Below are 24,044 nucleotides of genomic sequence, written 5' to 3' on the forward strand. Positions count from 1 at the left end.
ATCGCCTCAATCTGCTCGCGCATCGCCGGACCGGCCAGACTCAGTCGCCGACGAAATCGCCCGGCGTGCCCCGGTGCGGGACCTCGTGGGTCGCCCAGTCGACGCCGCCCGGCGGCGGCGCGGGCGTTCCGGCGGGGCCGGCAGGCGCGGTCGGCTCGTGCTGGCGCAGGCGGTGGAGGTGGACCTTGGCGATCATGTTGGCGCTGATCGGCGCGGTCATGAACAGGAACACCGAGACCAGCAGCTCGTGCGTCGTCCAGGTCCCGCGCGCGAGGTGAAACCACGCCACCGAAGCGACCAGCAGCGCGCCCAGCCCCAGCGTCGTCGCCTTGGTGGGCCCATGCAGCCGCTCCATCAGCGAGGGCAGGCGCACCAGCCCCCAGCTGCCGATCAGCGCGAAGCTGCCGCCGATCACGATCAGCGCGCTGACCAGCCATTGGGCAAAGGTCGCGGTGCTCATTCGATGATATCCCCCCGCAGCAGGAACTTGGCATAGGCGACCGTGCCGACGAAGCCCACCATCGCCAGCAGCAGCGCGGCCTCGAAGGCGGTGGCGCTGTCGGACGCGATGCCGATCAGGACGATGAGGCCGATCGCATTGATCACCATCGTGTCCAGCGCGAGAATGCGGTCCGCCACCCCCGGCCCCTTGAACAGGCGCCACAGGTTCATCGCCAATGCCAGGCCCAGTGCCGCGAAGCCGAAGGCGAGCGCTCCCTCAATCACTGAAGATCTCCTTGAGCCGCGCTTCGTAGCGAGTCTTGACCTTGGTGACCTCGGCGGCCGGATCAGGCGCGTGGAGCGCGTGGACCAGCAGGTAACGGCCGCAGGCGGAAACGTCGGCCGAGACCGTGCCGGGGGTGAGGCTGATCGTGCCGGCGAAGACGGTGATCGCCTCGGGGCTGGCGAGCTCGAGCGGGATGGCGAGCCAGGCGGGGCGCAGATCGCGGGTGCGCTTGAAGAGGATGATCCAGGCGACCTCGACATTGGCGACGAGGATGTCCCACAGCACGATGCCCGCATAGGACAGCGCCGGGACGAACCGCACCCGCGGGCGGCCCGGCCACCACGGCGCGGTGAAGATCGGCACGACGATCCCGAACACGATACCGAGGAACAGCGCGCCGAAGCTGACCTCGCCGACCATCACCATCCACATCACTACCAGCAAAACGCTGAGGCCGGGGTGGGGAAGCAGTCGCCGGGTCATGACACGGCGTCCTTGAGCACCGCGCGGACGCTCTGCGCGGGGTCGAGCACCTGCGCGGCGGCGGCGCCCGCATAGCCGCTCGCCCAGCCCGCGCCGACCGACCACGCCGCCAGCAGGGCGAGCGCGATGGCGGGCGCGGCGAGGTCATGGCGGGTCGCGGGGGCGGGCGGCACCTCGCAATCGGCGGACTTCCAGAACACCGCGCTCCCCACCCGCGCGAAGCCGACGACGCCGAGGAAGGTTGTGCAGAGGATCACGCCCCACGCCCAGCCCCAGTCGGGCAGGACGGCAACGGACTTCAGGATCAGCAGCTTGCCGATGAAGCCCGACAGCGGCGGCAGGCCGGAGGCGGCGATCGCGGCGGCCATGAACATCAGCGCGACCGTGCCTCTGCCGGCGAAGGCCGGGCCGGGGCTTGCCGCATCGCCGAAGCTCCCGCGCCGCCGCGCCGCGACATCGGCGACGAGGAACAGCGCGGCCGCCGCCAAGGTCGAGTGGACGAGGTAGTAGAGCGCGGCGCCGAGGCTCTCGGCGCTCCATCCGGCGACCGCGATCATCAGCGTGCCAGTCGATCCGATCACCGCATAGGCGGCCTGCTCGGCCATCGAGCGGGCGACGAACACCCCGGCAAAGCCGATCACGGCGCTCGCCAGCGCGGCGGGGAGGAGGAAGGGCGCCGGCACCCAGGCGGCCGCGCCCGCGCCCTCGCCGAACACCTGCGGGACGACGCGGATCAGCGAATAGACCCCGACCTTGGTCATGATCGCGAACAGCGCGGCGACCGCCGGGGTCGATACCGCATAGGTCCGCATCAGCCACAGGTGCAGCGGCGCGACCGCCGCCTTCAGCGCGAAGACGCTCACCAGCAGCAACCCGCCGATTCGCAGCAGCCCCTGGTCCGCCGCCGGCACCGCCGCGACCCGCAGCCCCATGTCGGCCATGTTGAGCGTGCCGGTCAGCGCATAGAGGATCCCCAGCGCGATCAGGAACAGCGAGGAGCCGACAAGGTTCACCACCACATATTGCACCCCCGCCTTCAGCCGGCCCGCGCCCTGTCCGTGCAGCATCAGGCCATAGGAGGCGATCAGCAGCACCTCGAAGAACACGAAGAGGTTGAACAGGTCCCCGGTGAGGAAGGCGCCATTGAGGCCCATCAGCTGGAACTGGAACAGCGGGTGGAAGTGCCACCCCTTGCGATCGGCGCGGGTCAGCACCGCGTGGGAAAAGGCGATCAGCGCCAGCACCGCGGTCAGCACCAGCATCATCGCCGCGAGCCGGTCGGCGACCAGCACGATGCCGAAAGGCGCCGGCCACGAGCCGAGCGCATAGGACCGGATCGTCCCGTCGCCCGCCTCGGCAAGCAGCGCCAGCGCGCAGGCCAGCAGCGACAGCAGCGAGGCGAGCCCGATGCCCACCGCCAGCACTCGCCGCCGCAGCATCGCCAAGAGCGCGAGCGGCCCGGCCAGCGCGGGGATCAGCACCGGCAGGATGGTGAGGTGCGCCGCCCAGCTCACAGGCGGGTCTCCTGCCCGCCATCGCCTTGGGGCGCGTCGCCAAGCCCATCCTGCCGGTCGCAGGGCACCTTGTCGCCGTCGACATGGTCGCTGCCGGTCTCGAGAAAACTGCGCAGCGCAAGGATCACCACGAAGGCGGTCATGCCGAAGGTGATGACGATCGCGGTCAGGACCAGCGCCTGGGGGAGCGGATCGGTGTATTCGCTCACGCCTGCGTCCCAGATCGGCGGGCGGCCGACGACCAGCCGGCCGCTCGCGAAAAGGAACAGGTTGACCGCATAGGAGATCAGCGTGAGGCCCAGCACCACCTGGAAGGTGCGGGCGCGCAGGGCGAGGTAGATCCCCGCGCCGACCAGCACGCCGATCGCGCTTGCGACCATGAATTCGTAGGTCATGGCTGGCCCCCTTCCGCCGTGCCGGCGGCGCGCGCGGCGCGCTGCGAGACATGGCTGAGCTGCGCCAGCGCCAGAATCACCGCGCCGACCACGGTCAGGAACACGCCGGTGTCGAACAGCATCGCGCTCGCCAGTTCGAACTTGCCGATCAGCGGCAGGCTGAAATAGTCGAACCACGAGGTGAGGAAGTCCGCGCCGAGCAGCATTGCGCCGACGCCCGTCGCCCAGGCAGCGAGGATGCCCCAGCCGATCAGCTGGTGCTCGCCGAAGGGTTTCCTCGCATCCGACCAGTCGAACCCGGCGGCGAGATACTGGACGAGGAAGGCGATCGCGACGACCAGCGCGGCGATGAAGCCGCCGCCCGGCTGGTTGTGACCGCGCAGGAACAGGAAGATGCCGACCATCAGCGTCAGCGGCAGGATGATCCGGCTCGCGGCGACCAGCATCATCGGATGGCGTTCGGGAGAGCGCGGCATTTCGTCCCGCCAGGCGCGCAGGCGTGCGCCGGCCGCCCCGATCGCGGCGGTGTCGAGCAGCGCGAAGATGCCGAGGCCGGCGATGCCCAGCACGATGATCTCGCCAAAAGTGTCGAAGCCGCGGAAGTCGACGAGGATCACGTTGACCACGTTGGTCCCGCCCCCACCCGGCTTGGCATTGGCGAGGTGATAGGCGGCGATGCTCGGGCCAGGATCGCGGGTCAGCATCGCCCAAGCGATCCCGCCGACCAGCAGCCCGCCGGTGATCGCCAGCCCCGCGTCGGCCCACTTGCGCGGCACGCTGGAGATGTTGGGCGGGTTCTTGGGCAAGAGGTTCAAGGCGAGCAGCAGCAGCAGCACCGTCACCACCTCGACCGAGATCTGGGTCAGCGCGAGGTCGGGCGCGGAGAACTGGACGAAGGCGAGCGACACGACGAGGCCGATCACGCTGATGTAAATCAGCACCCGCAAGCGGTTGGCGCTGTCGTTCACCACCGCTGCCGTCGCCCCGATCAGGAGCACCCAGGCGACGATGCCCGGAACGCTCGCCGGGATGCCGGTGCGCGCGCCGGTCAGCACCCCGCCGCTCATCGCGCCGTCGATCACCAGCAGCGCGGTGACGGCGAACGTGACGAAGAGCATGATCTGGAGCCGCGGCGTGTGCGTGGCGACGATTGCCTTTCTCACCCAGGTGTCGGCAAAGCGCATCACGAGGTCGAACAGCAGCTTGGCATCGGGCAGCGGCGCGCGCTCCCACGCGGCGAGGAGGCGGTGGTGGAGCCCCATCAGCAGCATCCCGCCGATCACCGCTGCAAGGCTGAGCGCGAGCGCGAGGTTGAGCCCGTGCCACAGCGCCAGCTCGACCACGGGCGTCGCGCCGCCCGTCACCGCGCCCGTCGCCGCCGCGACCAGCGGGGCGGCGAGACTCATCGGTACGAGCCCGAGCAGCACCGCCAGCGCCGTCAGCAGCGCCGGACCGCCCCACATCCCCGCGCCCGGATCATGCGCGCGGGCGAAGGGCTCCGGCTCGCGCGGGCGCCCGAAGAAGAGATGCAGCGCGAGGCGCAGCGAATAGGCGACCGAGAAGGTCGCACCCAGCGTCGCCAGCACCGGCAGCAGCCAGGCGACGCCGAACAGCGCGAGCTTGGGAGTCTGGTAGAGCATCAGCTCCTTGGAGATGAACCCGCCCAGCGGCGGCAGACCCGCCATAGAGGCGGCGGCGAGGGTTGCGATCACGGCGGTGATCGGCATCGCCGTGGCGAGCCCGCCGAGGCGGCGGATGTCGCGCGTGCCGGTCTCGTGCTCGACGATCCCCGCGCTCATGAACAGCGCGGCCTTGAAGGCGGCGTGGTTGAGGATGTGCAGCACCGCAGCCATCGCCGCCGCCTCGAGGCTGAAGCCGAGCAGCATCACCAGCATCCCGAGTTGGCTGATCGTTGAGTAGGCAAGGATGCTTTTCAGGTCGTGCCGGAACAGCGCGACGACCGCGCCGAGGATCATCGTCACCAGGCCGACGCTGGTGACGGTGACGGTGTAGAGCTCGGTCCCCGCCAGCACCGGCCACAGGCGGGCGAGGAGGAAGACGCCGGCTTTCACCATCGTCGCCGAGTGCAGGTAGGCGCTGACCGGCGAGGGTGCGGCCATCGCGTGGGGAAGCCAGAAGTGGAACGGGAACTGCGCGGACTTGGTGAAGCAGCCGATCAGGACCAGGGTCAGGATCGCCGGGTAGAGCGGCGAGGCGCGCACCACGTCGCCGCTCGCGAGAATCGCCCGCAGGTCGAAGCTCCCCGCCGCAAGGCCCAGCAGCACCATCCCCCCGATCAGCGCGAGACCCCCGCCCCCGGTCACCGCCAGCGCCATGCGCGCCCCCTGCCGCGCCTCGGCCTTGTGCTGCCAGAAGCCGATGAGGAGGAAGGAGGCGAGGCTGGTCATCTCCCAGAAGACCAGCAGCAGCAGCACGTTGCCGGCGATGACGATCCCGAGCATCGCCCCCTGGAACAGCATCAGGCTGGCGAAGAAGCGCCCGGTGTCTTCGTCCTTGTAGAGGTAGGCATGGGCGAAGATCACCACGAGGAGGCCAATGCCGAGGATCAGCAGGCCGAACAGCCACCCCAGCGGATCGACGATCAGCGCGAGGTCGAGGCCCAGCGCCGGGACCCAGGACCAGCTCGCCTGCGGGATAGCGCCGCCGCCCAGCGCAGGGCCGGAAAGGCTGGCAAGCAGTGCGAGGCCCCCTGCGCTCGCCCCGCCGGCGATGGCCGAATGCACCGCGCGCGGGGACCCATGCAGCAGCGCGATGGCGAGCGCGGCCGCGAAGGGAAGCAACACCAGCGTCAGAAGCGTCAAGGCTACAGCCATGGCGGCGCTCGTGGTCCTTCCCTTGGGTGATCGGGCGTCGTTGCGGAAAGCCGGGATGGCGGTCCCGGTCGGCATAGACGAGCGTCTCGCCTCAAGACAACCCGGTGCGGGCGGCGGCGTTCCCGCCGGGCGGCGTATGGGGCGTCAGTCGCCCTCGAAGTCCATCAGCGCCTCGACCGTGATGCCCGCCTCGCGCAGCCGCTGCGCGCCGCCGAGATCGGGCAGATCGATCATGAAGAGGGCATGGGTCACCTCGGCCCCCGCCTCGCGCAGCAGCTGCGCCGAGGCAAGCGCGGTGCCGCCGGTGGCGATGAGATCGTCGACGATCACCACCCTCTCGCCGGGGCTCACCGCGCCCGGGTCCATCTCGAGCCGGTCGGTGCCGTATTCGAGTGCGTAGTCGATGCCGATGGTGACGATCGGCAGCTTGCCGGGCTTGCGCACGGGCACGAAGCCGACACCGAGCTGCACCGCGACCGCCGCGCCGAAGATGAAGCCGCGCGCTTCCATCCCCGCGATCTTCTGCGCCCCCGCCGCTGCCGCCATCAGTGCAAGGTGGCCGACGCTCGCGGCGAGGCCCTGCGGGTGGCCGATCAGCGTGGTGATGTCGCGGAACTGGATGCCGGCGTGAGGGAAATCCGGCACGGTGCGCACGAGCGCCTTCAGGTCCTCGGGCGAGAGCGATGGTGCGGTCATGACGGGCAGGCCCCTTTCGGCCCCCTCAAAGCAGAGCGCCCCGCCATCCGCAAGGGATGACGGGGCGCCGCTGTGTCGGTGGCCGAGCCGCTTAGCGCTTCTTCGGCTTAACCCCGGCCCAGATCTGCTTGTAGCTGAGGAAGGCCAGCGTGGTGGCGAACAGCAGGAAGCCGATCACGAACCAGCCGGTCTGCTTGCGCTGGATCAGCGAAGGCTCGGCGGTCCAGGTCAGGAACGCGGCGACGTCCTTCGCCATGTCGGCGGTGGTGTTGGGCGAACCGTCGGCGAAGGTCACCTGCCCGTCGCTCAGCGGCGCCGGCATGGCGATCGTCACGTTCGGGAAGTGCTTGTTGAAGTAGAGCCCGTCGGGCACCTCGAAGCCGACCTTGGCGGCCTTCGCCGGATCGGGTTCGCCATAGCCCAGCATCAGGTCATAGACGTAATTCGACCCGTCGTGACGCGCCTTGGTGATGAGCGAGAGATCCGGCGGGACGCCCTGGCCGGCATAGTACACCGGCGGGAAGGCATCGGTCGGCTTGCCGGGGTTTTCGACCTTGTCGCCGGTGGTCGGATCGATGCTCGGGATCGTCCAGGTCGCCGCTTCGGCCGCGACCTCGTTCTCGGTATAGCCGAGCTGCTGGAGGTTGCGGAAGGCGACGAACTTCAGGCTGTGGCAGCCCGCGCAGACTTCCTTGTAGACCTGGTAGCCGCGCTGCAGCTGGGCATAGTCCCAGCGGCCGAACGGACCGTCGAAGGAAAAGCCGCCCTTGGGGCCGTGGCCATGCTCGTAGAAGGCATAGGACGGCTGCTGTTCCGGCTTGGGGCCGAAGGCGAGGTTGTAGGCACCGGGCAGGAGCGACCAGAACAGCAGCACCAGGGTGATGCCGAGGCCTGCGATGATGCCGCCGAGACGAATGGTCATGTCCGAACTCTTTCTCGTTGTCGGTTCAGATTGCGTGAGGGCTGCGGGGCTGGCCGATCACTCGGCCGGTTGCAGCGAGCCGTCGGTGGCGGTGCCGGGCAGGCCCTCGACAACGCTTTCGGGAGGGATCGCGCCGCCGCCCGAGGTGCTGCCCGGCTTGTCGCCGCCGAGCACCGCGTCGGTGATCGAGAAGGGCAGGGGCTTGGGCACTTCGATCTGGCTGACGATCGGCAGGATCACCAGGAAGTGGAGGAAGTAGTAGGCCGTCGCGATCTGGCTGATGATCACGTAGGGCTCTTCCGCCGGGGCGCCGCCGCAGATGAACAGCGCGATCATGCACGGGATCAGGCCGAACCAGAAGAACTTGCGGAACAGCGGGCGGTAGTGACCCGAACGCACCGGGCTCTTGTCGAGCCAGGGGAGGATGAACCACAAGAGGATCGAGCCGAACATCGCGATCACGCCGAGCAGCTTCGCCGGGATCAGGGTGATGCCGGTGAAGGGGATCGTGAGGTCGCCGGTGAAGGCGCGCAGGATCGCGTAGAACGGCCAGAAGTACCATTCGGGCACGATGTGCGCAGGCGTCGAGAGCGGGTTCGCCTCGATGTAGTTGTCCGGGTGGCCCAGCGCGTTCGGCAGGAAGAACACCATGGTCATGAACAGGATCAGGACCACGCCGAGGCCGAAGCCGTCCTTCGCCGTGTAGTAGGGGTGGAACGGCACGGTGTCCGATTCCTGCTTCACTTCCACGCCGGTCGGGTTCGACGAGCCGGGGATGTGCAGCGCCCAGATGTGCAGGATCACGACGCCCGCGATCACGAAGGGCAGCAGGAAGTGCAGCGAGAAGAAGCGGTTCAGCGCGGCGTTGTCCGGCGCGAAGCCGCCCAGCAGCCACACCTGCAGCGGCTCGCCAACCAGCGGGATTGCCGAGAACAGGCCGGTGATGACCTGCGCGCCCCAGAAGCTCATCTGGCCCCACGGCAGCACGTAGCCCATGAAGGCGGTCGCCATCATGAGGAGGAAGATCACCACGCCCAGCAGCCAGATCATCTCGCGCGGGGCCTTGTACGACGAGTAGAAGAACCCGCGGAAGATGTGCATGTAGATGACGATGAAGAAGAAGCTCGCCCCGTTGGCGTGGGCGTAGCGCAGCATCCAGCCGTAGTTCACGTCGCGCATGATGTGCTCGACCGTGGCGAAGGCAACGAGGCCGTTGGCCGCGTAGTGCATCGCCAGCACCACCCCGGTGACGATCTGCACCACCAGGAAGAAGCCGGCGAGCACGCCGAAATTCCACATATAGTTGAGGTTGCGCGGCACCGGATAGCCGGCGCCCACCGCGTTGTAGACGAGCCGCGGAAGCGGCAATTTCTCGTCAAGCCACTTGGTAACAGCGGTTTGCGGTTCGTATTGCTTGGCCCAGGCGAAACTCATGGCGTTCTCTCGGCTTGATCGATGTGGAAGGTCGGTCGGTTGTTGTTATTGGCTAGCTACGCAAGCTCAACCCACGCGGACGACGGTATCGGACTTAAATTCGTAATCCGGCACGACGAGGTTCTTGGGCGCCGGACCTTTGCGGATGCGCGCGGCGGTGTCGTAGTGGGAACCGTGGCACGGACAGAAATAGCCGCCGAAATCACCCTTGCTCTCGCCTTCGGCCGCGCCCAGCGGCACGCAGCCGAGGTGGGTGCACACGCCCATTGTGATCAGCATATCCTCGTGGCCCGGCTTGGTGCGGTCGGCGAGGGTCTGGGGGTCACGCAGCGAGGCGACGTCGACCTTGTTGGCCTCCTCAACCTCGGCCGGGGTCAGGCGGCGCACGAACAGCGGCTGCTTGCGGAACGAGGCCTTGATCGCCTGGCCGGGCTGGATCGCGCTCACGTCGATGTCGGTCGAGCTCGCCGCGAGCACATCGGCGGACGGCGACATCTGGCTGATCAGCGGCAGCAGCACCGATGCCGCGCCGACGCCAGCGGTGCTCAGCGCGGCAATGTGGATCCAGTCGCGGCGACGCACGCCGTCATCGTTGGTGAGGTCGGTCGTGGCGGCCGGTTCAGTAGCCATTTCGTCTTACCCTGCTCGTTTTGCCGCGGCGGAAAAAAGCCCGCGCGGCGTGTGTTCCCGTGGCGGGGCCGGGCCCCGGTCCGATCCGTCGATTGATCCCCGCTCCGGTCCATTCAGCGCCGCTGCGGCGCGCTTGGCCCGAAACTTGGGGGGCAATTAACGACAATCGAGCGAAAATCCAACATCGTTTTCGTCAAGCCGCGTTCGCCCGCGTGCAAGGCTCTCTCACGGAAGCGCGATCATGCTGATCTGCCGCCCATAATTCGCCTCGCCCGCCTGACTGGCGCGTCGATGCGAGTGGTAACGCGCGATGTGAGAGAATGTATCCCGGCCGATATCCGCAATTTTGCTAAGCCCCGCGTCCGCCAGCCGCGCAACAATAAACCCCGGCAGATCGAAGTGCCAGCGGGCGATCCCTTCACGTTCGGGGGCGGGCGCGAAGAAGCGCGCGGCGCCGTCGGGAAAGCGGGCGCGGAACGCCGGGTCGACCTCGTAGCTCGCCTGGGCGATCGTCGGGCCGAGCACGGCAGCGATGCGCGCCCGCCGCGCGCCGAGCGCCTCCATCGCGGCAAGGGTGTTCTCCAGCACGCCCTCCACCGCCCCGCGCCACCCGGCGTGGGCCGCCCCGACCACGCCTGCCTCGGCATCGGCGAAGAGGACGGGTGCACAATCGGCGGTGACGATGCCGAGCACGATTCCCGGCGCCGCGGTCACCACCGCATCGCCAACGGGGCGGCCGTCGGCGGCATCGTCCCATGTCTCGCCGACCGTGACCACGTCCGGCGAATGCACCTGATGCGGCGCGGCGAGAACACCGCCGGGCCGAATCGCTCCGGCCGCCGCCGCCCTGAGGGCGCGCACCTGCGCGCCGTCGCCCGGCCCGCCGAAGCCGAACTGGTGCGCGCCGCCGTTGCTGCCGAAGAAGCCGTGCCGCACGCCTTCGAGCAGCGGATGGGTCTCGACCTGGAAGTCGGCCACCTCAGCCCTCCAGCGATCGGCTGACCTGTTCGAAGGTGTCGCGCGACAGCTTGCCGCTCGCCAGGATCCGCTCCAGCTCCGCCTTCATCAGCGCCGCCCGCCCCGGCTCGATCCGCCGCCAGCGCCCGAGCGAGGGCACGAAACGCGCCGCAGTCTGCGGGTTGATGGGGTCCAGCGCGAGGATGACATCCGCGACCATCCGGTAGCCCTCCCCGTCCGCCTTGTGGAAGCCCTTGGGATTGCCCGCGAAGGCCATGTGCAGCGAACGCACGCGGTTGGGGTTCTTCATCGTGAAATCCGGATGCTCGGCGAGCTTGCGAACATGGGCGATGACGTCGGGGTGGAGCGACAGCGCCTGCAAGGTGAACCACTTGTCGATCACCAGCGCATTATCCCGGTAGCGCTCGTAGAAGGCGGCGAGCCGCTCCTCGCGCGCGGGATGATCGAGGCCGCACAGCACCATCAACGCGCCCTGCCGGTCGGTCATGTTGTCGGCGGCGTCGTACTGCGCCGCCGCCAGCGCTGCCGCCCGCGCCGGATCGGCCGCCGCAATGAGGCCCAAGGCGATGGTCTTGACCTTGCGCGCCCCGCGCCCGGCCGGATCGGCCAGCGCCACGCCCGATGCCCGCGCATGGAGCGCATCGAGCTCGCCCGCCAGCGCGGTGCCGATCCTCGCCTTCAGCCCCTCGCGCGCGGCATGGATCGCGCCCGGGTCGGCGAGCCGGTCGCCGGTCGCCATGGCCTCGAAGAGGTAGGTCTCGGAAGGCAGCACCATCAGCTCGCCCCGCATCGCATCGTCGAGCGCGTCGTCGGCAAGGCTCGAACGGAACGCGGCGATGATCGCCGCCTCGCCCGCAGCCTCGGCGTCCGCCGACAGGGTCCCGGCGGCGGCGCCCACGAGGTGCCCGACGGCAAGCTCCTGGAGCGCCTCCGAACGGGCGAAGGGATCGTCGTCATGCGCGGCGAGGAAGACGAGGTCCTCGCGCGCCAGATCGCGCTCGATCACCACCGGAGCGGTGAAGCCGCGGTTGATCGAGACCACCGGGTCGGGGCCGGCCAGCGGCAGGTCGAAGGTCTGCTCCTCCTGCTCGAGCACCACCAGCTGCTCCGCACCCAGCGCGCCGCTGCGGGAATGCACCGCGATCCTCAGCGGTATCGGCATCGGCAGCTTGTCGGGCTGGCCGGGGGTCGGAGGGACGGTCTGCCTGAGGGTAAGCCCCAGCGTGTCGCCCTCCACCGCCTGGCGCACCGCGACGCGCGGCGTGCCGGCCTGCGCGTACCAGCGACGGAAGCGGGTGAGGTCGATCCCGGCCCCGTCCTCGATCGCCCTCACGAAATCCTCGCAGGTCGCGGCCTCGCCGTCATGGCGGTCGAAATAGAGGTCGGTGCCCGCCCGGAAGCGCGCCTCGCCCACCAGGCTGCGCATCATGCGGATCACCTCGGCGCCCTTGTTGTAGACGGTCGCGGTGTAGAAGTTGCTGATCTCGCGGTAGGAATCCGGGCGGATCGGGTGGGCGAGCGGCCCGGCATCCTCGGGGAACTGGGCGGCGCGCAGGATGCGCACGTCCTCGATCCGCTTGACCGCCTCGCCCCGCATGTCCTGCGAGAAGAGCTGGTCGCGCAGAACGGTGAAGCCTTCCTTGAGGCTGAGCTGGAACCAGTCGCGGCAGGTCACGCGGTTGCCTGACCAGTTGTGGAAGTATTCGTGCGCGATCACGCCTTCCACGGCGTCAAAGTCCGCATCGGTTGCGGTGTCGGCGTCGGCGAGCACGTATTTGGTGTTGAAGACGTTGAGGCCCTTGTTCTCCATCGCCCCCATGTTGAAGTCGGAGACGGCGACGATGTTGTAGAGATCGAGGTCGTATTCGCGGCCGAACACCTGCTCGTCCCACGCCATCGAGCGGTGGAGCGATTCGAGCGCATGATCGGTGCGTGCGAGGTCTTCCGCGCGCACCCACACGTTGCACTGGACCACCCGGCCCGAGCGGGTGGTGAAAGGCTTGCTGTTCGCCAACAGGTCGCCCGCGACCAGCGCGAAGAGGTAGGAGGGTTTGGGCCAGGGATCGTGCCATTCGGCCCAGTGGGTGCCGTCGGGGTTGTCGCCCTCGCCGGTGCGGTTGCCGTTGCACAGCAGGATCGGGAAGGCCGCCTTGTCGCCTTCCATCCGCACCGCGTAGGTCGAGAGCACGTCCGGCCGGTCCGGGAAAAAGGCGATCCTCCGAAAACCCTCGCTCTCGCACTGGGTGCAGAGCATCCCGTTCGAGGCGTAGAGGCCCATCAGCTGGGTGTTGGCGGAGGGATCGATCTGGGTGACGACCTCCACGACGTGCTTCTCGCCGGGCAGCGTCAGGACGAGGTCGGGCCCGTCCATCCGCCACTCGGCAGGGACACCGTCCACCACGACGCTCTCGGCGGTGAGGCTGTCGCCGTTGAGGCGCAATTCCGGGGAGGCATCGGCGGCAGGGTTACGCTCCACGCTCAGGGTGGCGGTGACGCGGGTGGCCTCCAGCCCCAGCCGGAAATCGAGCCGCGTCGTCGGCACGGCCCAGGGGAAGGGCCGGTAATCCTCGCGCCGGATCACCGGCGGCTCGTGCGGGGTGGGCGCGGCGTCGGCGAGTTCGGGGTTGCCTTCGGGGGTGGTGGGGGTGGTGGCGATGTCCATGGCCTCCTCTCTACCCCTTGGTGTCGAGCCGCGTCGAGCCTGAATGCGCCGCAACCACCTCCGTTCGTGTCGAGCGAAGTCGAGACACTGTGTCCGGGCCTCTCGACTTCGCTCGAGGCGAACGGCAAGGTGCAAGCATGGCGAGCCTCCTGATCTTCGGCCTCGGCTACACCGCATCGCGCATCGCCGCCGATTTGCGCGCGCGCGGGTGGCGGTTGCGCGCGACGGGCAGCGCGGGCGACATCGCCTTCGCGGACCGCGCCGCCGTGCTGGCCGCGATCGGCGAGGCGACGCACATCCTTTCCTCCGTGCCACCGGACCGCGACAGCGGCGATCCGGTGCTGGAAGCCTACGGGGATGCCCTTGCGGGCAAGGCGCTGTTCTATCTGTCCTCGACCGGCGTCTATGGCGACCGTGCGGGCGCATGGGTGGACGAAGCGACGCCGACGGTCGCGCAGGGCGGAGAGGGCCGCCGCAACGCCCGCGCGGAGGCGGACCTTGCCTGGCTGAATCGCGGCGCGCGGGTGTTCCGACTTCCCGGCATCTATGGCCCGGGCCGCTCTGCGCTCGACCGCGTCCGGGAAGGCAAGGCGCGGCGCATCGACTTGCCCGGGCAGGTGTTCAGCCGCGTCCATGTCGAGGATATCGCCAGCGGGGTGATCGCGGCGCTCACGCAAGGCGCGCCGGAGGGAGCCTACAACCTCGGCGACGATCTGCCGTGCAGCGGCAATACCGTCACCGAGCACGCCTGCCGCTTGCTCGGCCTGCCGCTGCCGCCGCTCGAGACGCTCGAGCAGGCGAACCTTTCGGAGATGGCGCGCGGCTTCTACATGGAGAACCGCCGCGTTGCCACCGGCAAGGCCAAGCGGGTCCTGGGGTGGGCGCCGCGCTACCCGACCTATGTGGAGGGGCTCGAGTCCTTGTTTGCGCCTCAAGCGCCGGCGGGCGCGTGCGCGCCCTTGGCTACCGCGCCATAAGGCGCGACGGGCGTTCGCCCTTGCGGCCCTGCGGGCCGATCAATGCGTCACCGCCGCAGCGCGCCCGACTGCTGCACCTGCACCGCCTTCACCCGCCGCGCCCTCAGCGCCAGGGCCATCCCCAGCAGCGCCAGCGCCATGCCGCTCGCCGACAGCGCGTCCCAGCGAAACCCCTCGAACAGGGTCGACAGCAGCATCGCCACGCACACCGTGACGATCGCGTTGTAGGCGGTCTTGCCCGCCCCGATCTCGCGCACGAGGTTGTAGTGCAGCGGGAAGGTGACGACCGATCCGATGATCGCGAGATAGGCCGTCCCGGCCCAGAACTGCCAGGCGGTCGGCACAACCGGCGGCCCGTGCATCGCTAGCGCATAGAGGAAGTCGAAGGCCGTCCCGTAGAGCATCGCCCAGGCGAGCAGGCTCACCATCGGCACGCCGCGGCCGGTGGGGTTGGCCTGCACCACGTTGGCGATCGAGGCGGCGAGCATCCCGCCCACCGCCAGCACGATGCCTAGGCCGACATCGCCTTCCAGCGGCGCGGCGCGCCATTCATGGACCAGCAGCAGCGCCACCCCCGCAATCGCCACCAGGCTGCCGCCGACAAAGCCGCCCTGCACCTTCTCGCCGATCACCAGCCGCGCGAACAGGGCATTCGGCACCATCAAGAGGGCGAACATCACCGCGACGATGCCGGAGGTGATGTGGCTCTCGGCGTGATAGACAAACAGGAAGTTGCCCGAGAACTGCGCGATGCCGACGAGGAAGGCGAGAATATGCTCGGCCCGATTCAGGCGCAGACGGTTGCCCATCAGCATCGCCAGCGCGAACATCGCGGGCGTCGCCAGCATGAAGCGGAAGAACACCCCCCACGCGGCAGGCACCCCCGCGATCTGCCCGGTGATGACGAACCATGTCGATCCCCAGATCGTCCCCGTCGTCAGGAACGGGATCAGCACCTTCGGGCTGAGCATGGAGGGCGCCCCCGACCCGCTCACAGCGCCGCGATCGCCTTGCCGAGCGCTGCGGCATCCTCGGCCCGGGTGTTCCATGCGGTGACGAAGCGGGCGGAGTCCGTGCCCCAGTCGTAGAAGGCAAAGCCCTGCGCGCGGAGCCCCTCGCGTTCGGCGGGGCTGAGGCGGACGAACAGCTCGTTCGCCTCGACCGGGTGCATCAGGCGCGCACCGCATCCGGCCGCCACCTCCTGCGCGGCGGCATTGGCGGCGCGCGCGTTGGCGAGCCACAGGTCGCCGTCCAGCATCGCGAGGATCTGCGCGGCGAGGTAGCGACCCTTGCACTGGAGGTGCCCAGCGCGCTTGCGGCGGTAGCGGACCTGCGTGGCGGCCTCGGGGTCGAAGAGGATCACCGCCTCTGCGCCCATCCCGCCGTTCTTGATGAAGCCGAAGGCGAGGCTGTCGACCGCCCCGCTCGCCGCGCGCGCGGCCTCTTGCGCGCTGCCGCCTAGGAAAGCCGCAGCGTTGGCGAAGCGCGCCCCGTCCATATGCAGGCCAAGCCCGCGTTCCTTCCCAAAGGCCCCGAGCGCCGCCAGTTCCTCCGGGGTATAGGTCCGGCCATATTCCGAAGCCTGCGTGATCGCGATGGCGTGGGGCTGGACCTGGTGGACGTCGTTGCGGATCGGGTCCACCAGCGCGGCGATGCCTTCCGGCGTCAGCTTCGCACCCTCGCCGTCGGCCAGCATCAGCTTCGCGCCGTGGAGGAAGAAGCCGGGCGCCCCGCCCTCGTCCACCTCGATATGCGCCTCGCGGTGACAGACCACGCCGCCGTGGGGCTGGACCAGCGTGCCCAGCGCAAGGCAGTTCGCCGCCGTCCCCGTCGCCACCCACAGGCCTGCGCACTCCCGCCCGAATAGCGCGGAGAAGCGCGCGTCGAGCTCGGCCGAGAGCCGGTCCCCGTCGTAAGGGCTGTCCGACTCGTCCGCCGCGCGCATCGCCTCCCACAGCTTGGGGTGGACGGCGGCGGCGTTGTCGGACAGGAAGGGCTTGAGCACGGTCATGGGGCACGCCTCTAGCCGCACATTCGGACCTGACAAGCGGGAGCAGACGATCATGGGCGACGAAAGCGCAAAGGTGACAATCACCCATCACGTTCAGGGAACCGGGGGGCGCTATGTCGCCGCGCTCGAGGGCGAGGTCGAGCAGGGCTACCTCGAGTGGGAAGCGGGCGGCGAGCGCCACGGCAAGGAGGTGCGGATCGCCGCGCACACCATCGTGCCGCGCGAAATCGGCGGGCGCGGGGTGGCGGCTGCGCTGGTCGCGCGGCTGGTCGAGGATGCCGGGCGCCAGGACTTCCTGATCCGCCCCGATTGCTCCTACGTCGCCAAGCGGTTCGCCGACAACCCCGGCTGGGCCGCGCTCAAGGCCTGATCGCGCTCGTCGGTCAGCGGCGCGTCGAGCCGCGAGTAATCGGTCGCCGCGATGGTCTCGATGACCGCCCGGCGCAGCGCGCGCGCCTCGGGAAGCGGCACGCCGTGCATCGCGAAGGTGCCGCCGGCGAGCCCCAGATGCACGGTCGCATAGCCGCGCCACCGGGCAAGCGGCCCCTGCGCGATCTCCACCGAATGCAGCTTCAGCCGCGTTGCGACCTCTTGGCGGGGCGAGAGATAGCCGTGGCTGGCATAGACGTGCGCGGCGTCGATCGCATGGCGCCGGAACTCCCAGGCGTAGAGGTTCACCCCCACCGCGATCACCGCCGCGCCGAGCGGGATCAGGAACAGGCCGAGGGGCGCGAAGATCGCCGCGGGAATGGCGAGGAGGACGAAGGCCGCAGCATCGCGCACGGCAAGGTCGGTGCGGTGGCGCTTGCTCGCCCGCTGCCAGCGGGTCGCGGCGTCGGGCAGGCAAAAGCCCGCCGCGCCCGCGATCCGGGCGATCTCATCCATCCTGGCGAAGGGTGCGACCACGTGGCTTTCGTTCTCGGAGTCCTGCGCAAGGCTGACGAAGCTCAGCGAATGCCACCCGAAGCGGTGGCGCAGGATGCCGGTGCCGATCACCAGCCCCTGCACACGGTGCGCCGGCATCACCACGTCTGTGCGGGTGAGGAGGCCGCGCTGGCGGCGGAACCCGCGCGGCGAGCGGGTCAGGGTGAAGCCCCAATCGCGAAGGAACGTGCGAGCGACGCCTGTCACCACCCCGATCAAGACGAGGCCGACCAGTCCCGCGAGTGCCCCCAATGCCTGCGCCATCGGGCCGATAGTCGCGACGGTCTCACCCTGCTCGGCCAGCCATCGGCGCCACAGGTCGACGTCCCAGATGTCGACCGAAGAGATGTTGTCGACATATTGCAGAAGGCCGCCGAGCACCGCGAAGACCGCCAGCGAGAACTCGAAGAGGCCGAAGGTGAGCAGCCGGCGCGGGGTGAGGGCGTAGAGCACCTCGCCATCCTCGTCCTCGGGCCTCGCGGCGGCCGGTGCGGCGAGGCCGGGCGCCGTCTCGCTGGTGTCGTCGCGGCGCTCGCGGACCAGGCGGCGCAGCGCCTCGCCCTGCTTCGTGGTGAGGTATTCGAGCGCGAGATCCTCGCCCCCGCCCGCCCCGGTCTCGAACTTGACCGCGACGAGCCCGAACAGCCGCGGCAGCGGCTTGGCCTCGAGGCTCACGTCCTGGATGCGCTCGTAGGGGATGGAACGCGCCGCGCGGCTGAGGATGCCGCTCTCGACGCGGATGTCGGCCTCGCCGATGGTATAGGTGAGCCTGCGCCACTTCACGTAGGCCACGCCCGCGCCGATCACCGTGGCCGCGACGAGGGTGCCGAGCGCGATCCAGATGCGCCCGCTCCCGCCGATGCCGGAAAAGCCGATCGCCAGCGCGCCGATGACGGCGCTCTGCACCGAGGCCAGCGCGCCGAGCACGACGCTGACCGGCGCGGTGCGCTGCGGCTCGCTCACCGGACCGCCCTCACAGGGTCTCGCGGCGGATGTGCGCGCGGATCGTCTCGCGCATCTCGCGTGCCAGATCCTCGCCGAGGCCGGGGAGCGCAACGCTGGCATTGTGGTTGCCTGCGGTGTGCAGGGTCAGCGTGGCGATCCCGAAGAACCGCTCGAGCGGACCCTGGTCGACGTCGATGTGCTGGACCCGGCCGAAGGGCACCACGGTGTCGGAGCGGAACAGGATACCGCGCACCACCCGCAGCCGGTCGGCGCTCATCTGATAGCCGCGCGCGCCGTAGCGCCGGGCGGGGATGCGCAGGATCAGCAGGATCGCGATCAGCAGCACCGGGCCGGCGATGATCCCCTGCGCAATGACGCCCTCGTCGCGCACCACCAGTTCGAGCACCAGCGCGCCGATCAGGAAGGGGACCGCCATCAGCGTGGTGCGCACCCGCAGCGCGTGCGCATAATTGGGGTGGAGCTTGGTCAGCGTGCCTTCCCCGTCGTCGTCGGCATCGGCGAGCGGCTGGGCAGATAGGGCGGAAGCGGGGGCTGTCTCCATGGTGCCTTAGTGGCGCAATACAGCGCCCGCGCGCAAGCGGTTTCGCACGCGGATCGCCCCCGCGCGCGGACATCTGTCACCCCAGTCGGGCCGATGACAGGCTGCGGCAGGCGGTGTATCCCACGGTCATGGGAGAGAACACGGCAGCGGCCGCACAATCGTTCTGCGCCGTGGTGCGCGCGCACGCCGAGGCTGATGGCGATGTCGTCGCCTTCACCTTCGGCGAGGAGGAACTCGGCTTCGCCGCGCTTTCGGCCGGTGCGGACCGGGTGGCGAACGGCCTGCTGGCGCTCGGTGTCCGGCCCGGCGAGCGGGTCGCCTTTCTCGGCAAGAACCATCCGCTCTACTTCGAGGCCTTCCTCGGCGCCTCGCGGATCGGCGCGGTGATGACGCCGGTCAACTGGCGCCTCGCCCCGCCCGAAGTCGCCTACATCCTTGCCGATTGCGAGGCGCGCGTGGTGTTCGTCGGCGCGGGCTTTGCCGCGGCGCTCGCAGATGCCCGTGGCGAGGCGACCCGCGTCGCTCACGTGATCGGCATCGACGCTCCGGACTGCGCAGGCCCCGACTATCGCGGCTGGCGCGACAGCTTCCCGGCGACACCTCCACTCCACCAGCCGCGCGGCGAGGACGACGCCCTGCAGCTTTACACCTCGGGTACCACCGGCAAGCCCAAGGGCGCGGTCATCACCCACGGCGCGATCCTTTCCAGCCGCGCTGCCGATGCGAGCGGCGCGGCCGTGCGCGCGTGGCAGGAACCGGTCCCCGGCGATGTCACGCTCATCGCCATGCCCTGCTTCCACATCAGCGGGACCGGCAGCGGCCTCGGCACGATGGTGGCGGGGACGAGCGCGATCGTCCTGCCGGACTACGATCCGGCCAAGGCGCTCGACCTCATCGAGACCTACCCTATCTCGAAGATCTTCCTCGTGCCGGCAGCGCTGCGCATCCTGCTCGATCACCCGCGCATCGGCGAGGTCGATTTCAGCCGCCTGCGATACGTGACCTACGGCGCCTCCCCGATCCCGCTCGAACTGATGCGCGAAGCGATCCGGGTGCTGGGCTGCGGCTTCGTGCAGATGTACGGCATGACCGAGACCTGCGGGACGATCGTCGCGCTCGATCCCGAGGACCACGTGCCCGAGGGATCGGCGCGGATGCGCAGCGTCGGCAAGCCGCTCGCCGGGGTCGAAATCAAGGTGATCGACGAAAGCGGCAGCGAGGTTCCTGTGGGAACCGTGGGGGAGATCGCCACCCGCTCGGCCAAGACCATGCGCGGGTATTGGAACAACCCGGAGGCCACCGCCGCCGCGATCGATGCCGAGGGCTGGCTGCGCACCGGGGACGCGGGCTATCTCGACGCGGACGGATACCTCTACATCCACGATCGGGTGAAGGACATGATCATCACCGGGGGCGAGAACGTCTACCCCGCCGAGGTCGAGAACGCGCTCTATTCGCACCCTGCGGTCGCGGATGTCGCGGTGATCGGCGTGCCTGACGCCCGGTGGGGCGAGGCGGTCAAGGCCTGCGTGGTGACGAAGTCGGGCGCGGCCCTGAGCGAGGCGGAGCTGATCGCCCATGCCCGCACGCTGATCGCGGGCTACAAGTGCCCCAAATCGGTCGACTTCATCGCGGCCCTGCCGCGCAATCCTTCAGGGAAGATCCTGCGCCGCGAACTGCGCGCGCCCTACTGGGAGGGCAGGGACCGGGCGGTCAACTGAGGGACCGATTCGACCGCCCGGCTAAAGCCCCTCGGGTGCGTCCAGCCCGGCGTGGGCGTGCGCGGCGACCAGCGTGTTTCTGAGTAGCACCGCGATGGTCATCGGCCCCACCCCGCCCGGCACCGGGGTGATCGCACCTGCGACCTCCAGCGCCTCGGCAAAGGCGACATCGCCCACCAGCCGCCCCTTGGGCCGGTCTTCGGTGGGCGGCAGGCGGTTGATGCCGACGTCGATCACGCAAGCGCCGGGCTTGATCCAGTCGCCCCGCACCATCTCCGGCCGGCCCACCGCGGCGACCACGATATCCGCCCGGCCCACCACCTCGGCAAGGTTCCGGGTCCGGCTGTGCGCCAGCGTCACCGTCGCGTTCGCATCGGTCAGCAGCTGCGCCATCGGCTTGCCGACGATGTTCGAGCGGCCGATCACCACCGCCTCGAGACCCGCAAGGTCACCCAGCCGGTCCTGCAGCAGCATCAGGCAGCCCAGCGGCGTGCAGGGCACGAAACCCCGCTGCCCCACCGCCAGCCGCCCGGCGTTGATGACGTGGAACCCGTCGACGTCCTTGTCCGGGTCGATCGCGGCGATCACCGCCTGCTCGTCGAGCCCGGCGGGGAGCGGCAGCTGGACGAGGATGCCGTCGACCTCCGGGTCGCGGTTCAGCCGTTCGACCAGCGTCAGCAGCTCGGCGGCGCTCGTCTCGGCGGGCAGGCGATGCTCGAAGCTGGCGATCCCCGCCTCGGTGCAGGCCCGGCCCTTGGCGCCGACATAGACCTGGCTCGCCTCGTCCTCGCCGACCAGCACCACCGCCAGCCCCGGCGCACGGCCGGTGGCCTGGCGGAAGGCTGCGGCGTGCGCGGCCACGCGGGCGCGCAGTCCCTCGGCGAACGCCTTGCCGTCGATCCGCGCCGCCTCGCCCATCAGGCGAGCGCGCCCTGGAGGATGTAGCCGACCGCGTTGAGGAGCATCAGGAAAACCATCGGCGAGAAGTCGATCGCCCCGGTATCGGGCATCACCCGCCGGATGGGGCGAAGCGCGGGCTCGAACAGGCGGCTCAGCGCATCGTGGACGGCGGCGGCGAACTGGTTGCTCGGGCTGATCACGTTGAAGGCGAACAGAAGGCCGAGGATGAACCAGATGATCAGCAGCATATTGGCGGTGTTGATCACCATCAGGAAAATCTGGAGAATGGCGTCACTCATGGCCTGTGCGGCTCCCTAACGTGCGGCGCTGCCCGGCCCGTTGCCGTCGGCGCGTTATGTGATGTCCCTCGAACGAGGCGTATTAACCGGATAACACGCCTCGCGCCAGCCCGTTCCGCCTCAGGCCCGCACCAACGTGCCGGCGCCGCGCGCGGTGAAGAATTCGAGCAGCATTGCGTGCCCCACCCGCCCGTCGAGCACCACCGCCGCCTCGCAGCCCGATTGCACCGCGGCGACGCAGGTCTCGAGTTTCGGCACCATGCCGCCGCGGATCACGCCGTCCTCGCGCAGCTTGGCGATATCGGCGGGGGTGAGATCGGTGAAAAGCTCGCCGTCGGCGCCGAGCACGCCGGGCACGTCGGTCAGGAGGAACAACCGTGCCGCGCCCAGCGCCGCCGCGATGGCGCCCGCCATGGTGTCGGCATTGATGTTGTAGGTCGCCCCGTCCTCGCCCTGAGCGATGGGGGCGATCACCGGGATCATGCCGGCTGCGACCATCGTGTCGATCACCGTCGTGTCAACGCTCGCCGGCTCGCCCACGAAGCCGAGGTCGACCGCCTGCTCGATATTGCTGTCGGGATCGCGGGTGGTGCGCGTGACCTTGCTCGCCATGACCAGCCCGCCGTCCTTGCCCGAGATGCCGATTGCCTTGCCCCCGGCGGCGGCGATCCAGCCGACCAGCTCCTTGTTAATCGCGCCCGACAGGACCATCTCGGCGACCTGGGCGGTGGCCTTGTCGGTCACCCGGAGGCCGTCGACGAAGGTGCTCTCCACCCCGAGGCGCTTCAGCATCTGGCCGATCTGCGGGCCTCCGCCATGCACCACCACCGGGTTGATGCCGACTGCCTTCAGCAGCACGATATCCTCGGCGAAATCGCGCGCCGCCTCGGGATCGCCCATCGCGTGGCCGCCGTATTTCACCACGAAGGTGCGCCCGGCGTAGCGCTGGAAATAGGGCAGCGCCTCGATCAGCACCTCGGCCTTGGAGAGATCGGGGGAGAGATCGGGCGTGCCCGCCACGGGATGGTTCGGCTTGTCGGTCACCGGCGTCTTTCCGTTGTGCGCGGGCCTTACCGCGCGCTCGCCGGCGCCCTAGCGGCTTGCGAGGTCCGGGCCAAGCGGCTTGGTGCCCCGGGCACGATCCGGAGTGCGCCTGCAACGGACTGTTGACGCCCGGCGCGCAAGAGTGCCGCGCATGAGCGACATCTTTTCAAGCACTTCTCCCTCCGATCCCCCGGGCGGCGGGCGGCGCCGGGCCGAGCGGCGGCAGGCATCGGCTCCCTGCGAGGGGGCCGAGCGCCGCGACGTGGAGCGCCGATCGGGCCGGGATCGCCGCGCCGCCCCGCGCAGCGACGGCCTCGGCTGAACCGCCTCGCAGGCCTACCCGGCGGGCGCCTGTTCGAGGATCGCGGCGATCGTGTCGAGCAGGTGCAGCCGCTCTTTCCGCAATGTTTCCAAGCGCGTATCGCAGGCCGCCTCGACCCCTGCCTCGATCCGGTGGATGGCGCGGTCGACCTGGTGGTGCCGCTCGGCGAGGCGCGCGACGTGGGCATCGGTCTGTTTCAGCCGGCGCAGCGCGATCGCGTCCCGGGGGAAGATTTCGGCAAGCTCGTGGGGGGTGTGTGCGGACATCGGCGTCTCCCGTGTTGGAGCCCCCCGCCGAGGCCCCAACGCCGCAGCGGCATTTGACCGGGGTCAAAAGGGACTGGAAGCCTGCGCGCAGGCCGCTATTCTGGGGTCGGGATAAGTCATGCAGCGCCTGCCATCCATCCGTCGCTTTGCGGCTATCGCCCTGATTCCGCTCGTTTCCTTGAGCGCTCTTGCGCTGTGGCCGCGGGCCGGGGAGGCGCAGGGCACGCGCCCGCCGCCGCCCGCCGGAGAGCACCGCGCGCTCTTCCCCATCTGCGCCGGCCCCAGCCGGGTCACCTGCGTCGTCGACGGCGACACACTGTGGCTGCGGGGCACCAAGATTCGCATCGCGGACATTGATTCTCCAGAGATTTCAAGGCCTGGCTGCCCGCGCGAGGCGCGGCTCGGGCGGCAGGCGACCGAGCGGCTGCGCCAACTCCTCAACGCCGGACCCTTCACCCTCCTCCCCCCGCCGGACGGGCGCAGCGAGGACCGCTACGGGCGCCAGCTGCGGATCGTCCACCGGGACGGCGAATCGCTCGGCGAGACCCTCGTGAAGGAGGGGCTGGCGGCCCGCTGGGGCGGACCAAGGCCGCGCTGGTGCGGGTCTGAGGGGGTCTAGGCGGGGTCTGGAAGGGGTCAAGCGGGGGCTGGACCGGGGGTAGAAATCGCCCTCGCCGAGGCCAAGCGCCTGAAGGACAAGGGATTTTTCCGCAGAATGCCTAGCCGCAAGCGGTTTGCCGCGCCTTTTCAGGCAAATGCGCGAAGCACCCTGACGCGGACCGCCCGTCTAGGAAAGGC

At 69.6% G+C, this 24,044-nt stretch carries 25 protein-coding genes; 5 read left to right on the forward strand and 20 right to left on the reverse strand.

The window, feature by feature from the left end:
• Nucleotides 1-40 precede the first annotated feature (40 nt).
• From OPU67_RS12520 to pepN, 12 genes are all read right to left on the reverse strand, one after another.
• Nucleotides 41-460 carry a Na+/H+ antiporter subunit G gene (locus OPU67_RS12520; RefSeq protein ID WP_267620073.1) on the reverse strand — a complete coding sequence of 140 codons (420 nt, stop codon included), beginning with the start codon at nucleotides 458-460 and terminating at the stop codon, nucleotides 41-43.
• On the reverse strand, nucleotides 457-726 hold the full coding sequence (locus OPU67_RS12525; protein ID WP_267620075.1) for a K+/H+ antiporter subunit F: 270 nt from the start codon (nucleotides 724-726) through the stop codon (nucleotides 457-459). Before OPU67_RS12525 ends, OPU67_RS12520 begins: the two co-directional genes overlap by 4 nt.
• Complete coding sequence (locus OPU67_RS12530) at nucleotides 719-1,210, reverse strand: Na+/H+ antiporter subunit E (protein WP_267620077.1); 492 nt, start codon at nucleotides 1,208-1,210, stop codon at nucleotides 719-721. Before OPU67_RS12530 ends, OPU67_RS12525 begins: the two co-directional genes overlap by 8 nt.
• A complete protein-coding gene (locus tag OPU67_RS12535) occupies nucleotides 1,207-2,724 on the reverse strand; it encodes a monovalent cation/H+ antiporter subunit D (protein ID WP_267620079.1) in 1,518 nt (505 codons plus the stop codon). The genes OPU67_RS12530 and OPU67_RS12535 overlap by 4 nt, the downstream gene beginning before the upstream one ends.
• A complete protein-coding gene (locus tag OPU67_RS12540; RefSeq protein WP_267620081.1) occupies nucleotides 2,721-3,119 on the reverse strand; it encodes a Na+/H+ antiporter subunit C in 399 nt (132 codons plus the stop codon). Before OPU67_RS12540 ends, OPU67_RS12535 begins: the two co-directional genes overlap by 4 nt.
• Nucleotides 3,116-5,953, reverse strand: coding sequence for a monovalent cation/H+ antiporter subunit A (locus tag OPU67_RS12545; RefSeq protein ID WP_267620083.1), 2,838 nt, complete (start codon nucleotides 5,951-5,953; stop codon nucleotides 3,116-3,118). The genes OPU67_RS12540 and OPU67_RS12545 overlap by 4 nt, the downstream gene beginning before the upstream one ends.
• Before the next feature lie 144 nt (nucleotides 5,954-6,097).
• Nucleotides 6,098-6,649 carry an adenine phosphoribosyltransferase gene (locus OPU67_RS12550; protein ID WP_267620085.1) on the reverse strand — a complete coding sequence of 184 codons (552 nt, stop codon included), beginning with the start codon at nucleotides 6,647-6,649 and terminating at the stop codon, nucleotides 6,098-6,100.
• A 91-nt stretch (nucleotides 6,650-6,740) separates the two neighbouring features.
• A complete protein-coding gene (locus OPU67_RS12555) occupies nucleotides 6,741-7,571 on the reverse strand; it encodes a cytochrome c1 (protein WP_267620087.1) in 831 nt (276 codons plus the stop codon).
• 57 nt (nucleotides 7,572-7,628) lie between these two features.
• A complete protein-coding gene (locus OPU67_RS12560) occupies nucleotides 7,629-9,005 on the reverse strand; it encodes a cytochrome b (RefSeq protein WP_267620089.1) in 1,377 nt (458 codons plus the stop codon).
• A gap of 66 nt (nucleotides 9,006-9,071) precedes the next feature.
• Nucleotides 9,072-9,635: a ubiquinol-cytochrome c reductase iron-sulfur subunit gene (petA, locus tag OPU67_RS12565; protein WP_267620091.1), complete on the reverse strand. Its 564-nt coding sequence runs from the start codon at nucleotides 9,633-9,635 to the stop codon at nucleotides 9,072-9,074.
• A gap of 225 nt (nucleotides 9,636-9,860) precedes the next feature.
• Nucleotides 9,861-10,613: a peptidoglycan editing factor PgeF gene (gene pgeF, locus OPU67_RS12570; RefSeq protein ID WP_267620093.1), complete on the reverse strand. Its 753-nt coding sequence runs from the start codon at nucleotides 10,611-10,613 to the stop codon at nucleotides 9,861-9,863.
• Between the two features lies 1 nt (nucleotide 10,614).
• A complete protein-coding gene (gene pepN, locus OPU67_RS12575) occupies nucleotides 10,615-13,275 on the reverse strand; it encodes an aminopeptidase N (RefSeq protein WP_267620094.1) in 2,661 nt (886 codons plus the stop codon).
• Nucleotides 13,276-13,412: 137 nt separating this feature from the next.
• Here pepN and OPU67_RS12580 point away from each other — a divergent pair, with 137 nt between their 5' ends.
• A complete protein-coding gene (locus OPU67_RS12580; protein ID WP_267620096.1) occupies nucleotides 13,413-14,252 on the forward strand; it encodes an SDR family NAD(P)-dependent oxidoreductase in 840 nt (279 codons plus the stop codon).
• Between the two features lie 47 nt (nucleotides 14,253-14,299).
• Here OPU67_RS12580 and OPU67_RS12585 read toward each other — a convergent pair whose 3' ends face one another.
• Together OPU67_RS12585 and OPU67_RS12590 are read right to left on the reverse strand one after the other, a co-directional pair.
• The gene (locus OPU67_RS12585; RefSeq protein ID WP_267620098.1) at nucleotides 14,300-15,223 is read right to left on the reverse strand and encodes a DMT family transporter; all 924 of its coding nucleotides are present in this window, start codon (nucleotides 15,221-15,223) and stop codon (nucleotides 14,300-14,302) included.
• Between the two features lie 20 nt (nucleotides 15,224-15,243).
• The gene (locus tag OPU67_RS12590) at nucleotides 15,244-16,263 is read right to left on the reverse strand and encodes a threonine aldolase family protein (RefSeq protein ID WP_267620100.1); all 1,020 of its coding nucleotides are present in this window, start codon (nucleotides 16,261-16,263) and stop codon (nucleotides 15,244-15,246) included.
• Between the two features lie 52 nt (nucleotides 16,264-16,315).
• Between OPU67_RS12590 and OPU67_RS12595 the strand changes: the two genes are divergently transcribed.
• On the forward strand, nucleotides 16,316-16,633 hold the full coding sequence (locus tag OPU67_RS12595; RefSeq protein WP_267620102.1) for a GNAT family N-acetyltransferase: 318 nt from the start codon (nucleotides 16,316-16,318) through the stop codon (nucleotides 16,631-16,633).
• On the opposite strand, the gene OPU67_RS12600 is transcribed toward OPU67_RS12595, so the two are convergent.
• Both OPU67_RS12600 and OPU67_RS12605 read right to left on the reverse strand, forming a co-directional pair.
• Nucleotides 16,579-18,150 (reverse strand): PH domain-containing protein, encoded by a 1,572-nt coding sequence (locus OPU67_RS12600; RefSeq protein ID WP_267620103.1) that lies wholly within the window; start codon nucleotides 18,148-18,150, stop codon nucleotides 16,579-16,581. The genes OPU67_RS12595 and OPU67_RS12600 overlap by 55 nt on opposite strands.
• Before the next feature lie 10 nt (nucleotides 18,151-18,160).
• Complete coding sequence (locus tag OPU67_RS12605; protein WP_267620106.1) at nucleotides 18,161-18,694, reverse strand: PH domain-containing protein; 534 nt, start codon at nucleotides 18,692-18,694, stop codon at nucleotides 18,161-18,163.
• A 128-nt stretch (nucleotides 18,695-18,822) separates the two neighbouring features.
• Here OPU67_RS12605 and OPU67_RS12610 point away from each other — a divergent pair, with 128 nt between their 5' ends.
• Complete coding sequence (locus OPU67_RS12610; RefSeq protein WP_267620108.1) at nucleotides 18,823-20,415, forward strand: fatty acid--CoA ligase; 1,593 nt, start codon at nucleotides 18,823-18,825, stop codon at nucleotides 20,413-20,415.
• A gap of 21 nt (nucleotides 20,416-20,436) precedes the next feature.
• Here the strand turns inward: OPU67_RS12610 and folD are convergent, their stop codons facing one another.
• The 3 genes from folD to argB all read right to left on the reverse strand — a co-directional run bounded on the left by folD (nucleotide 20,437) and on the right by argB (nucleotide 22,658).
• Nucleotides 20,437-21,333: a bifunctional methylenetetrahydrofolate dehydrogenase/methenyltetrahydrofolate cyclohydrolase FolD gene (gene folD, locus OPU67_RS12615; protein WP_267620110.1), complete on the reverse strand. Its 897-nt coding sequence runs from the start codon at nucleotides 21,331-21,333 to the stop codon at nucleotides 20,437-20,439.
• Nucleotides 21,333-21,614 carry a YggT family protein gene (locus OPU67_RS12620; protein ID WP_267620112.1) on the reverse strand — a complete coding sequence of 94 codons (282 nt, stop codon included), beginning with the start codon at nucleotides 21,612-21,614 and terminating at the stop codon, nucleotides 21,333-21,335. The genes folD and OPU67_RS12620 overlap by 1 nt, the downstream gene beginning before the upstream one ends.
• A 120-nt stretch (nucleotides 21,615-21,734) precedes the next feature.
• Nucleotides 21,735-22,658, reverse strand: a complete 924-nt coding sequence (gene argB / locus OPU67_RS12625; protein WP_420709012.1) for an acetylglutamate kinase — start codon at nucleotides 22,656-22,658, stop codon at nucleotides 21,735-21,737.
• A 151-nt stretch (nucleotides 22,659-22,809) separates the two neighbouring features.
• Here argB and OPU67_RS12630 point away from each other — a divergent pair, with 151 nt between their 5' ends.
• Nucleotides 22,810-22,980, forward strand: a complete 171-nt coding sequence (locus OPU67_RS12630) for a hypothetical protein (protein WP_267620114.1) — start codon at nucleotides 22,810-22,812, stop codon at nucleotides 22,978-22,980.
• A 14-nt stretch (nucleotides 22,981-22,994) separates the two neighbouring features.
• Here OPU67_RS12630 and OPU67_RS12635 read toward each other — a convergent pair whose 3' ends face one another.
• Nucleotides 22,995-23,246 carry a YdcH family protein gene (locus tag OPU67_RS12635; protein WP_267620116.1) on the reverse strand — a complete coding sequence of 84 codons (252 nt, stop codon included), beginning with the start codon at nucleotides 23,244-23,246 and terminating at the stop codon, nucleotides 22,995-22,997.
• A 178-nt stretch (nucleotides 23,247-23,424) separates the two neighbouring features.
• Between OPU67_RS12635 and OPU67_RS12640 the strand changes: the two genes are divergently transcribed.
• Nucleotides 23,425-23,865, forward strand: a complete 441-nt coding sequence (locus OPU67_RS12640) for a thermonuclease family protein (protein ID WP_324255369.1) — start codon at nucleotides 23,425-23,427, stop codon at nucleotides 23,863-23,865.
• Nucleotides 23,866-24,044: the final 179 nt, after the last annotated feature.

The sequence above is a fragment of the Erythrobacter sp. WG genome (assembly GCF_026586795.1).
Taxonomy (GTDB): Bacteria; Pseudomonadota; Alphaproteobacteria; order Sphingomonadales; family Sphingomonadaceae; genus Erythrobacter.

Excerpts from the sequence above, each read along its gene's own strand:
- OPU67_RS12590 (WP_267620100.1), bottom strand. The coding sequence starts at position 16,263 with ATGACCGTGCTCAAGCCCTTCCTGTCCGACAACGCCGCCGCCGTCCAC.
- OPU67_RS12605 (WP_267620106.1), bottom strand. The coding sequence starts at position 18,694 with ATGGAGACAGCCCCCGCTTCCGCCCTATCTGCCCAGCCGCTCGCCGAT.
- OPU67_RS12620 (WP_267620112.1), bottom strand. The coding sequence starts at position 21,614 with ATGAGTGACGCCATTCTCCAGATTTTCCTGATGGTGATCAACACCGCC.
- pepN (WP_267620094.1), bottom strand. The coding sequence starts at position 13,275 with ATGGACATCGCCACCACCCCCACCACCCCCGAAGGCAACCCCGAACTC.
- OPU67_RS12550 (WP_267620085.1), bottom strand. The coding sequence starts at position 6,649 with ATGACCGCACCATCGCTCTCGCCCGAGGACCTGAAGGCGCTCGTGCGC.
- OPU67_RS12630 (WP_267620114.1), top strand. The coding sequence starts at position 22,810 with ATGAGCGACATCTTTTCAAGCACTTCTCCCTCCGATCCCCCGGGCGGC.
- OPU67_RS12530 (WP_267620077.1), bottom strand. The coding sequence starts at position 1,210 with ATGACCCGGCGACTGCTTCCCCACCCCGGCCTCAGCGTTTTGCTGGTA.
- OPU67_RS12540 (WP_267620081.1), bottom strand. The coding sequence starts at position 3,119 with ATGACCTACGAATTCATGGTCGCAAGCGCGATCGGCGTGCTGGTCGGC.
- OPU67_RS12580 (WP_267620096.1), top strand. The coding sequence starts at position 13,413 with ATGGCGAGCCTCCTGATCTTCGGCCTCGGCTACACCGCATCGCGCATC.
- OPU67_RS12560 (WP_267620089.1), bottom strand. The coding sequence starts at position 9,005 with ATGAGTTTCGCCTGGGCCAAGCAATACGAACCGCAAACCGCTGTTACC.
- OPU67_RS12610 (WP_267620108.1), top strand. The coding sequence starts at position 18,823 with ATGGGAGAGAACACGGCAGCGGCCGCACAATCGTTCTGCGCCGTGGTG.
- OPU67_RS12545 (WP_267620083.1), bottom strand. The coding sequence starts at position 5,953 with ATGGCTGTAGCCTTGACGCTTCTGACGCTGGTGTTGCTTCCCTTCGCG.
- folD (WP_267620110.1), bottom strand. The coding sequence starts at position 21,333 with ATGGGCGAGGCGGCGCGGATCGACGGCAAGGCGTTCGCCGAGGGACTG.
- OPU67_RS12595 (WP_267620102.1), top strand. The coding sequence starts at position 16,316 with ATGGGCGACGAAAGCGCAAAGGTGACAATCACCCATCACGTTCAGGGA.
- OPU67_RS12555 (WP_267620087.1), bottom strand. The coding sequence starts at position 7,571 with ATGACCATTCGTCTCGGCGGCATCATCGCAGGCCTCGGCATCACCCTG.
- OPU67_RS12585 (WP_267620098.1), bottom strand. The coding sequence starts at position 15,223 with ATGCTCAGCCCGAAGGTGCTGATCCCGTTCCTGACGACGGGGACGATC.
- OPU67_RS12520 (WP_267620073.1), bottom strand. The coding sequence starts at position 460 with ATGAGCACCGCGACCTTTGCCCAATGGCTGGTCAGCGCGCTGATCGTG.
- petA (WP_267620091.1), bottom strand. The coding sequence starts at position 9,635 with ATGGCTACTGAACCGGCCGCCACGACCGACCTCACCAACGATGACGGC.
- OPU67_RS12635 (WP_267620116.1), bottom strand. The coding sequence starts at position 23,246 with ATGTCCGCACACACCCCCCACGAGCTTGCCGAAATCTTCCCCCGGGAC.